The following is a 9,435-nucleotide window of genomic DNA, read 5'->3' as shown; positions in this document are numbered from 1 at the left end:
TTTAACAAAACCCTTTGCAATGAAGGAGCTGATTGCCAGAATCCGTGCCATGACCAGAAAAGCGGAGGTTGGTGGAGATAATCTTTTGACAATTGGAAATATAACTTTGGATCGCAATACCTTTATCCTTTCTACTGAAACTGCTCAGTTACGCCTAATGGGCAAGGAATTTCAAATGATAGAATTGATGATGGTAAATCCCAATCAATTGATTTCTGCCGAACGTTTTTTAGAACGTATTTGGGGGTATGATACTCAGGCAGAACTGAGTGTGGTATGGGTTTATATTTCTTATTTGCGTCGACGTTTAACTGCGGTCGAGGCAAATGTGGGAATAAAATCAGCACGAAATTTAGGATACACCTTGGAGGTAAAGGCATGAGCGAAAAATTAAGACTTCGTTTTATTGGAATCGCATCGTTCAGCGTTTTTATTGTGCTTTTCTCCTTTTTGGTTTCTATAAATGCGTGGAACTACAGCAACATGAAGGAAAATGCTGATAAAATTTTATCTGCTATTTCCGAAAATAATGGGGTATTTCCAAAGATTCATCGGGACAAGCCCAAAAGTGAGCCAATTCCCAAGGCGGAATGGGAAATTGAGAATCCAAGCAGAAAAAATAATCCCCCTATATCTGGAAGAAGAACAGATTTTTCTCCTGAGGATCCTTTTGCAACCCGATATTTCTCCGTTGTTCTCAATGGAGATATGGAACAAAAATCAATCAACTTGAATTATATTGCCGCTATTACCACGGAAGAAGCAACAGAAATGGTGAATTCTGTGGTGGAGCAGGGCAGCAAGAAAGGATTCTTGGGTTCCTATCGTTATCGGGTCACTGAGGTTGAAGAAGGAACTTTAATTGTTTACTTGGATTGTACAAAAGACTTATTTTTTACGAATAATTTTCTGCTGAACAGCCTTTATGTTGGTGGAGCGGGCTTTTTGGCAGTTTGCTTTCTAATTATTATCTTTTCCAAAACTGCTGTACGGCCTGTGGTTGAAAGTTATGAAAAGCAAAAAACCTTTATTACCAATGCGGGACATGAATTGAAGACACCTTTATCAATTATTGATGCCAATACAGAGGTGATTGAAATGGAAAACGGAGAAAGCCAATGGACCCAAAGCATTAAGCGTCAGGTGGAACGGATGACCCGTTTGACAAATCAACTAACTACGCTGGCAAAAATGGAGGAAGGACAGGCACAATCAGCTATGGAAAATCTTAATTTTTCTAATATCATTACTGAAGTATGTGACGAAATGGAGGCTTTTGCCCAAGGGCAGGGAAAAACCATTCAAGCTGCTGTTAGTCCTGATGTAATGATAATGGGGAACGAGGATCAGTTGCGCCAATTAATCTATATACTTTTGGATAATGGCGTGAAGCACGCAAAAGAAAGCTATCCCATTGAGGTAAACTGGAACAGCAACGGCAAATTGACGGTGAAAAACAAAGCATATCTGGAGCAAACGGGAAATATGAATATTCTTTTGGAACGGTTTTATCGGACTGATGCCTCACGAAGCAGACAAACAGGGGGATACGGCTTGGGTCTTTCCATTGCCAAGGCAATTGTAGAGCAACATAAGGGAAAAATTTCTGTCATGGCATCCAGCGAGGATACATTAGAGATTACGGTAATCTTATAAAAAATTGCCAATTTGTTTTTGGAGAAAGACATAACTGAATGTTCATGAAACCGGTTAGATTTGCAATATATGTTCGTGAAAGGAATAGTTATTTTTTAACAGCTTAAACATCTCACTTGTGTGAGATGTTTTTCTTTTGAGAAGATTGTATTTTGACAGGCTTCTTTGGAATAGAATAAAAAGGAAACTGTCTTTTTGTTTTCAGTGACTATCAAGGTGTGGAGTAATTCTATTCATTCTCCAAGGCTCTAAACTCAACGCCATCCTCACGCATATTTTGTAAAAGCTGGGCATGAAAAAAACAACAGCCATAACAAGGATACAAAAGCATATGGCTTTCCAAGATGACAAGCTCACTATCTTCAAGGGCAACATATGGATTTTCATCCTTAGGAGAGGGGAAAAAGTTTCCTTTTTTTAGCCCTGACACCGTTCCCTCTATCATGCACAAGGTGGAGTTTTGTTTTATTTTTATCTGTTCACCTTTTTTTACAGAAATGAATTCTGCGGAGAAACAATCTATCATAGTTTCCAATCCCTCTTTGGTAATATTTCTGAAAATAGGTAGGGCTTGTAAAGCATCTAATTTTTCATTCATCTTTTGTACCTCCCATTGAATATGGCTGGATTTTAGCACGAAGTATGGTTTCCGTCAAGGAAGCGGCGTTGACATTTTTTAAACAATATCATAAAATCAGAAGTAGACGGTTTTTAAAAGAAAAAGGAGGGCTCCTATGGTTCCCAATCAAATAGAAATGCTTCCTTTTTTCCCCCACCTTACGGAGGAAGAAAAGGACTATTTACGCAAGAATATGCGAACTTTGGAATTTCAAGTTGGAGATTTAATTTATACCCCTGCAAAAGGCTCATTAGGCATGGTTTTGGTGCTAAAGGGTGGCGTACGGGCATATTTAACTTCCGAGGAAGGCAAGAAAGCCACAATTTTTCGCCTGCGAGAAGGGGAATTTTGTATGCTGACCATGTCCTGCGCTATATCTCAAATTACCTTTGATGTAGAGGTGGAGGCTTCGGAGGACTGCAGTATTTTACTATTGCCCACAGATGTATTTGCTAAAGTAGAGCAAGAAAATATTTATGTAAAAAACTTTTCCCTTGAGCTGATGATGGAGCGGATGTCATCTTTGGTAGAAGGGGTACAGCAAATGATGTTTTTAAATTTGGAGCAACGGCTTGCTTCCTATCTTCTTGATGAAAGTAGTCAGCGAAAAAGTGATACCCTGCGGTTGACCCAAGAAGAAATCGCAGAAAATATAGGTAGTGCAAGAGAGGCTGTTAGCCGTACCCTAAAGAGAATGAAGGAAAAAGAGTTAATTTCTGTGGGGCGTGGCTGTATTCATTTATTAGATAAAAAAGAGCTCTATACGCTGCTTCAATAAAACAAAGGTTATTCTTGATTAAATTTAGGGCACCATAAAAATGATGCCCAAATAAGAGGGTTATTGGATATTATTCTTTATATTTTGTTTTACATATCAGTTGTGTCATGGTACCCATGGGGCAATATACGCACCAAGTGCGAGGTCGAAACAGTGACATGGTGATTAACCCTAATAACGTGGAGGTAAGCATAACGCCGTAAAAGCCAAAGGAAAACTGCTTTACCCAATCTGCCACAGGGGCAGAGGAAGAAGCAAAGCTCCAAGGTAGGGAGAAGCTCCAAAGAAGGGTGACTGCTTCTTTTAGGTTATTTGTGCCTGCAAACACCAAATAAGTGGAAAAAAGCATTTGAAAAAACATAACCAGAAAAAAGGCTAAGAAGCCGTAGCGAAAGGCCTTACTGTAAATCCATTTAGGGATGGGCAGATTTTTAGAAAAACGTTTTCCAACGATAGACAAAAGTTGACCTCTGCCACAGTAACGGTTGCAATAGCCTTTCTCGCCCCCCGCCAAAGACATTATGAGGGGAACTAGAAAGCAAATCAGACCAAGCCACGCAAACAGTATATTAAAAAATCCCAGAATCAGATAAAGGGAAGATGCAACCCAAAGGTAATCGTTCCAATTTTTTTTCTTAGCCAAAGATATCAACCTCCTTTAGGGAGATGATATCAACAGGACAAGCTTTTACGCAAAGACCACAGCCGATACACAGCCCCTGATCTACATTGGCATAGATGCCGCGGTATACTGCAATGGCATTTTTGGGGCAGGCCTTTTCACAACAACCGCAAGATACACAGTCCATGGTGGATACGAGAGCAATTCGTTTCATTTCAGCCCTCCTTCACCATAATCAGCGCTTTTCTGGGACATACTATGGCGCATTTTCCGCAGCCAATGCAAAGGGCTTCATCAATAACGGGAGCAGAATAAGGACTTTGTTGTGTCAAAGCCCCCACGGGACATGCCCTTAAAGAGGGACATCTGTGATTTTGGGGACATCTATCTAGATTTATTTTGGCTAATTTTTTCATAAAATTTATCCTTTCAGATTTAAACTATTTTTTTATGGTATGCCTATTTACTGGGTAATGGGAATATAGAGCCCAGGTAATTTGCGTTAATTTCTATAAAAAATATATGGAGAAACAAAAATTATTGCTGGTGCAGTGCTGATTTATGGTATCATAGTAGCATAAGACATTGATTAGATTCCGTAACTTTGTTACGTAGATTAATAAAATGAGACTTGGAGGTTTTGTGATGGATGAGGAAAAGGTCGAATTGACATTGGTGGAACAAGCGGAACAAAGTAGCAGTAATTATTTTCGACAAGGCTTAAATTGCACAGAATGCATTATGTGTACCTTCTTTGATATGGACAAGATTGATTTGCCAAAAGAAACCATTGCCTTAGCAACAGGTTTTGGTTCCGGCTTGGGTAACACGAAAAATACTTGTGGTGCAATTACAGGTGCAGTGATGGCGCTTAGTGGTGTGCTTGGTAGAAAAAACCCTTTTGAAAAGGAAACTGTAGGTGAGAGAATTGCCGAGTTAAAGGATATTTATTTATTAATCGGGGAGATGATTCGTGAAATTGAAGATCATTATGGAACCCTGATTTGTAAGGAGCTTTCTGCACCCCTGGGTGAGTTTGAAGGAAAGGCGAGAAAGAAGAACTGCATGCAGATTATTGGCTATTGCGGTGGTTTAGCCATGAAATATGCATTAAGGGCGGAAGAAATTGCAAAGGAAAAAGAGACTTCTGAAGAGAAAAGCTAAAAAAAGAGGTGAAAATCCATGAAAAAAATCATACTGGCAAGCATAGCCGCTTCCTTGCTATGGACAACCACGGCGTTTGCATATCCGGCAATACGGGTATTTGTGGATGGGCAGGGGATATCTTTTGACCAACCCCCAATTATCGTAGAGGATCGCACGTTGGTGCCGATGCGGGCAATTTTTCAAGCCTTGGGTAGCGAGGTTGCTTGGTCCGAGTCTGACCAAACCATTACCTCTACAAGAAATGGAGATACCGTTGTACTAAAAATCGGTGATTCAGGTCTTTATAAAAATGGACAATTGAAATATACAATGGCTGTACCTGCCCGTATCATGAACGAACGAACGTTAGTGCCTTTGCGTGCTGTTGCTGAGGCATTCGATGCACAGGTAGGATGGGATCCTCAAGGGTATGTGGTGACAGTGATTTCTTCTCAAGCCGAAGCAGAGAATAGTAATACCACTACAGTAAAGGCAGATGATGGAACAGCTGTTTTATCTTTCAGGATGGACATTCCGAAAAGCAAAGGAAGTTACGCAAGCCAAATGGAAAAAACGCTGAATGAAGAGGCCAAGGCTTTAACAAAGGCTTTTGTAGATACCTATGGCAAGAAAGCCCAAACGGAGTATGAGGCTGACAAAGCAAAGGGTACATCGTTCTCCCCTTATTACTATGTAGGTTCTTATGAAATTACAAGGGAAGATAGTAAGTTGGTATCCTTTTATGGGACGAGCACCCAATATACAGGTGAATTGCAAGGCCAAAGAGCCTGTACCTCCCATACGTTTTCAGCGACAAATGGAAAGGAACTTGCCCTATCCGATATCATAACAGACAGTAATAAGGAGCTTCAGGCCTTTTGGAAGACGTCTTTTGGTGCTCTGATTGATGAAAAACCGTCCAATTTTTATTCTGATGCCAAGGTGCGTTTGGAAAAAAATATGGACATAGTTGGGTTTTATGTAACGAAAGATGGCCTTGGGTTTTATTTACCTCCTGAAACCATTGCACCCAATGATGGAGGGATCATTTCTTTTACGGTAAAGTATAATTTATAATTGGGCTCTATCATTTTCGAAGGGGATTCTTATGGGAAACCCTTCGGTTCTGGCTCTTTGGCTTTATTAATACTTATTGGAAAGTTAAAGCAGAAAAACATAATTGTTTTTCTGCTTTTTTAATTGAAAAACACACCCATTTATGGGTGTGTCAGTAGTCTATTTCCTTTTTACTCAGAAACAAACAAAAAAGTTCTCTTAGCCTATAACTTTTTCCATTCTGTCCGCAATTCTGCTAAAAGGGCTTCCTTTGTCTGAGGAGGATGATGTCCTTTAATGGCGTGGCGAAAATCTATTTTCTCTAGTTCATCAATGTATGCGGTGAGTAACACCTTATCATAGACCCATACCTCTCCTTTGGGAACGGAGCAATAGGAGTCACCCAGAAAAATCACTTCATCCTGAGGAATAAGGAAAATTACAGAGTCCCTGCAGTGGGGAGAAACAATTTCACGCAGAATACAGGTGACATCTCCCAAATCAATGGTCATGGAACCATTAAAGCTGATTTCCGCCGTTTTTACCTTGATATCACTGCGATGGGCATACTCTTTACGAATGTGTGTGTCAGAAAAATCTGAATCCTCACCGGTTTCAAGGCGTTTTGCCATGGAGGCATCATCCCACATCCAGTGTGACATTTTTTCCAATTCCTTATTGGTTTTACCCCCTGCAATGGTAACGGCATCTGTTGCCCAAAGGGCAAAGGTATGATCCCAATGAGCATGGGTCACAGAAAGATAACGAGGAAATGGCAATTGATTTTCCTGCAATTTTTCCAGGAAGAGCTGATAATGGGCGGCGGAGTTTCCAGCATCCATCATAAAGCCCCCTTTTTTTCCTTTAATATATCCTAAGGCAGGGCGATCCGTTTCGGGATCATGTTCCATATAATAAATATGTTCTGATAATTTTGAAAGCTTCATAAGGTGGTTCCTTTCTCATGTAATTCAATCAGGGCAAAGTGATTTTAAAAAATCATTATCGTCAGGCAAAAGAAAAAAGCCCGCTTGCCTCCCTAAAGATGTGCATTGCAAAACGGGCTTTTTACCCTTCTTTCAGTATAGTGCCTTTCTAATGGGAAAAGCAATACCGAATGAGAATATTTTTATGCGGTTACATTCTTATTCGCTTTCGGATCTTTTTTTGCTTTTGAAGCTTTTTTCTCTTTTCGTGCCTCTTTCTTTTGTATTCTCCGATCTTTTCTCTCGTTCATCCAAAGATAAAGAACAGGGATGAATACCAGAGTGATAATAGTAGAGAAAGCAAGACCAAAAATTACACCGATGGAAAGACTCTGCATCATTTCACTGCCCTCTGCCTTGCTCAAAGCCATAGGCAGCATACCTAAAATTGTGGTCAAGGTCGTCATCAAAATGGGGCGCAGACGTCTTGGACCTGCCGTTACCAAGGCATCATAGCAGCTAAGGCCACGACCCATCAGCTGATTCGCATAGTCTACCAATACGATACCGTTATTTACAACCATACCGACCAGCATAACGAAGCCCATGAGGGCAGGCATGGTAACGGTGTGATTTGTTATGAACAGACCAAGGATACCTCCGGTAATTGCCAACGGCATGGAGAACATAACAATAAACGGATAGCGCAGGGATTCAAACTGTGAAGCCATAATCATATAAACCAAAAGCACTGCGATGACCATACAAATCATCAAGCTTCTAAAGGCGTCCATCATCATTTCCATATTTCCTGAGTAAGAATATGTACATCCTTCAGGGAAATTGTAGTCTGCTAAAGCCTGATCAATCAGCTTCTGTGCTTCACTTCCGCTTAAGTCAGGGGTGTTGGCACTGATGGAAATATAATTCTTTTGGTTTTCACGGGTAATAGAGGTTGCGCTTTCCCCAATTTCTATGTTTGCAACGGCAGAAAGGGGAATCTGTACGCCTGTAGCTGAGGTTACCGTCAAATTATTCAAGTCTGTTAAGTAATTCAGCTCATCTGTGTTGTAACGAAGAACAACATCCAATTCTGATCCATCTACTTTATACTCTGTTGCAGTTGTGCCGGAAATTGCGGTACTCAATGCACTTGCAATGCTACCGGCGGTTACACCGTAATGGGAAGCTTTGCTACGGTCAATTTTAACCATTGCCTCAGGCACTGTGGACCCTTCCACATCGGTAAAGCCATTAATGTTGCTGATAATATCAACAATATCATCTTCAACGCCCATTAAGGTTTCATTGTTATAGCCATAAACATTGAAGGTTACGTCGCCGCCGCCTGTGTTGCCCATGGAGGATTGGGAGGCGGATACAGAAAGCTCTATTCCTGGAATATCCCCCAATAAAGTCTTGATTTCTTCGCATACCTCCGCAGTGGTGCGAGAGCGTTCACTTTTTGGAATTAAGTTCATATAAACGGTTGCTTTTGCACTGTTATTGGACATAGAGTCTGCACCGATAATTGCATAAACCGTTTCGTTCTCAGGAATAGTCTTGAGACGGTACATTGCCTCTAGGGCAACTTCGTCGGTTGTTTCTAGTTTAGTTCCGTTAGGCAGAGAGATTTTAACACTGGCAGTACCTTCATCTGACTCCTGCATAAAGTCCATACCTGTCATAGGCACGGTGATCAAGCTGGCAACAAAGATTGCCAATACGGTAAGCACTGTTGTTTTACGATGAGACAGTGCCCAGCGGATTACCCGCTCATACCACTGTGCAAGGCGGTCTAAAGCATTATCCCATAGGGTAAGCGCAGAAGAAAATTTCTTGTATTTGCGCAGCTTCGTCTTTTTATCCTTTTGTAAAAGCAAGGCAGATGCCATAGGAACGAAGGTAATGGCAACGACGAGAGATGCTGCAAGGGAAAAGGTGATGGCAAAGGACAGGTTTTGCAAAAGCTGTCCTACGGAACCTTTAACAAATGCAATGGGCAGGAAAACTGCCACAGTTGTTAACGTAGAGGCAGTGATTGCCATGGTAACCTCTTTTGCTCCTACTTCTGAGGCTTCTTTTGGGGTATATCCCCGCTCATAATACTGATAAATACTATCCAGAACAACGACGGAGTTATCTACCAACATACCGATACCAATGGCCACACCACCCATAGAAATAAGATTCAACGACATTCCCGCCAGATACATCAGCACAAAGGTAGCCAGGATGGAGGTTGGGATTGATATTGCAATAATTGCAGAGGTAATGGGGTTCTTCAGGAACGCCAGCAATACAAAGAACGCAATCAAAGCACTTAAGAACGCTGTTTCTGTGATATTTGTTAGGGAGTCCTTAATATAGTCTGAGGAATCCATAACAATACTCATATGTAGTTCAGGATATTGGGCTGTAATCGCGTCCAATTCCTTTTGAAGTTTTTCACTTGTTTTAACCAAGTTAGCGGTAGACTGCTTATTGACGGAAATCATAATTCCACGTTCCCCATCAAGATAAGCAATGTTGCTTTGGTCTTTGTCTACTTCCTCAACGTTGGCTACGTCACTCAAGTGAATAATTGCACCCGTGGGTGTAGCGATAGGTAGATCTTTAATTTCCTCCACGG

The 9,435-nt window shown here is 41.0% G+C and carries 11 protein-coding genes; 5 read left to right on the top strand and 6 right to left on the bottom strand.

Going from position 1 to position 9,435, the window contains the following annotated elements; genetic code table 11:
- Positions 1-382, top strand: a 382-nt coding sequence (locus RTK36_RS06240) for a response regulator transcription factor (protein ID WP_312045345.1), incomplete at its 5' end; no start/stop codon positions are given.
- Positions 379-1,656, top strand: a complete 1,278-nt coding sequence (locus RTK36_RS06235; protein ID WP_312045343.1) for a sensor histidine kinase — start codon at positions 379-381, stop codon at positions 1,654-1,656. The genes RTK36_RS06240 and RTK36_RS06235, both read left to right, overlap by 4 nt.
- A gap of 229 nt (positions 1,657-1,885) precedes the next feature.
- Here RTK36_RS06235 and RTK36_RS06230 read toward each other — a convergent pair whose 3' ends face one another.
- Positions 1,886-2,254: a hypothetical protein gene (locus tag RTK36_RS06230; RefSeq protein ID WP_312045341.1), complete on the bottom strand. Its 369-nt coding sequence runs from the start codon at positions 2,252-2,254 to the stop codon at positions 1,886-1,888.
- A 136-nt stretch (positions 2,255-2,390) separates the two neighbouring features.
- Here RTK36_RS06230 and RTK36_RS06225 point away from each other — a divergent pair, with 136 nt between their 5' ends.
- Positions 2,391-3,053 (top strand): Crp/Fnr family transcriptional regulator, encoded by a 663-nt coding sequence (locus tag RTK36_RS06225; protein WP_312045339.1) that lies wholly within the window; start codon positions 2,391-2,393, stop codon positions 3,051-3,053.
- Positions 3,054-3,123: 70 nt separating this feature from the next.
- On the opposite strand, the gene RTK36_RS06220 is transcribed toward RTK36_RS06225, so the two are convergent.
- From RTK36_RS06220 to RTK36_RS06210, 3 genes are read right to left on the bottom strand one after another with little or no spacing between them, the layout of a single operon-like run.
- Positions 3,124-3,696, bottom strand: coding sequence for a 4Fe-4S binding protein (locus tag RTK36_RS06220; protein ID WP_331654972.1), 573 nt, complete (start codon positions 3,694-3,696; stop codon positions 3,124-3,126).
- Positions 3,689-3,889 (bottom strand): 4Fe-4S binding protein, encoded by a 201-nt coding sequence (locus RTK36_RS06215; RefSeq protein WP_312045335.1) that lies wholly within the window; start codon positions 3,887-3,889, stop codon positions 3,689-3,691. Before RTK36_RS06215 ends, RTK36_RS06220 begins: the two co-directional genes overlap by 8 nt.
- Position 3,890: 1 nt before the next feature.
- Positions 3,891-4,091 carry an ATP-binding protein gene (locus RTK36_RS06210; RefSeq protein WP_312045333.1) on the bottom strand — a complete coding sequence of 67 codons (201 nt, stop codon included), beginning with the start codon at positions 4,089-4,091 and terminating at the stop codon, positions 3,891-3,893.
- Between the two features lie 229 nt (positions 4,092-4,320).
- Here RTK36_RS06210 and RTK36_RS06205 point away from each other — a divergent pair, with 229 nt between their 5' ends.
- Positions 4,321-4,839, top strand: a complete 519-nt coding sequence (locus RTK36_RS06205; RefSeq protein ID WP_312045331.1) for a C-GCAxxG-C-C family protein — start codon at positions 4,321-4,323, stop codon at positions 4,837-4,839.
- An 18-nt stretch (positions 4,840-4,857) separates the two neighbouring features.
- The gene (locus RTK36_RS06200; RefSeq protein ID WP_312045329.1) at positions 4,858-5,898 is read left to right on the top strand and encodes a stalk domain-containing protein; all 1,041 of its coding nucleotides are present in this window, start codon (positions 4,858-4,860) and stop codon (positions 5,896-5,898) included.
- 203 nt (positions 5,899-6,101) lie between these two features.
- On the opposite strand, the gene RTK36_RS06195 is transcribed toward RTK36_RS06200, so the two are convergent.
- Both RTK36_RS06195 and RTK36_RS06190 read right to left on the bottom strand, forming a co-directional pair.
- The gene (locus RTK36_RS06195) at positions 6,102-6,824 is read right to left on the bottom strand and encodes an MBL fold metallo-hydrolase (protein WP_312045327.1); all 723 of its coding nucleotides are present in this window, start codon (positions 6,822-6,824) and stop codon (positions 6,102-6,104) included.
- A 182-nt stretch (positions 6,825-7,006) separates the two neighbouring features.
- Positions 7,007-9,435 (bottom strand): efflux RND transporter permease subunit (locus tag RTK36_RS06190; protein ID WP_312045324.1); only part of this gene is annotated, 2,429 nt, incomplete at its 5' end.

Source organism: Anaerotignum sp., from assembly GCF_031981185.1.
GTDB lineage: Bacteria > Bacillota > Clostridia > Lachnospirales > Anaerotignaceae > Chakrabartyella.
The sequence above is the reverse complement of the archived record's forward strand: the minus strand, read 5'-3'. Positions and strand labels throughout refer to the sequence as shown.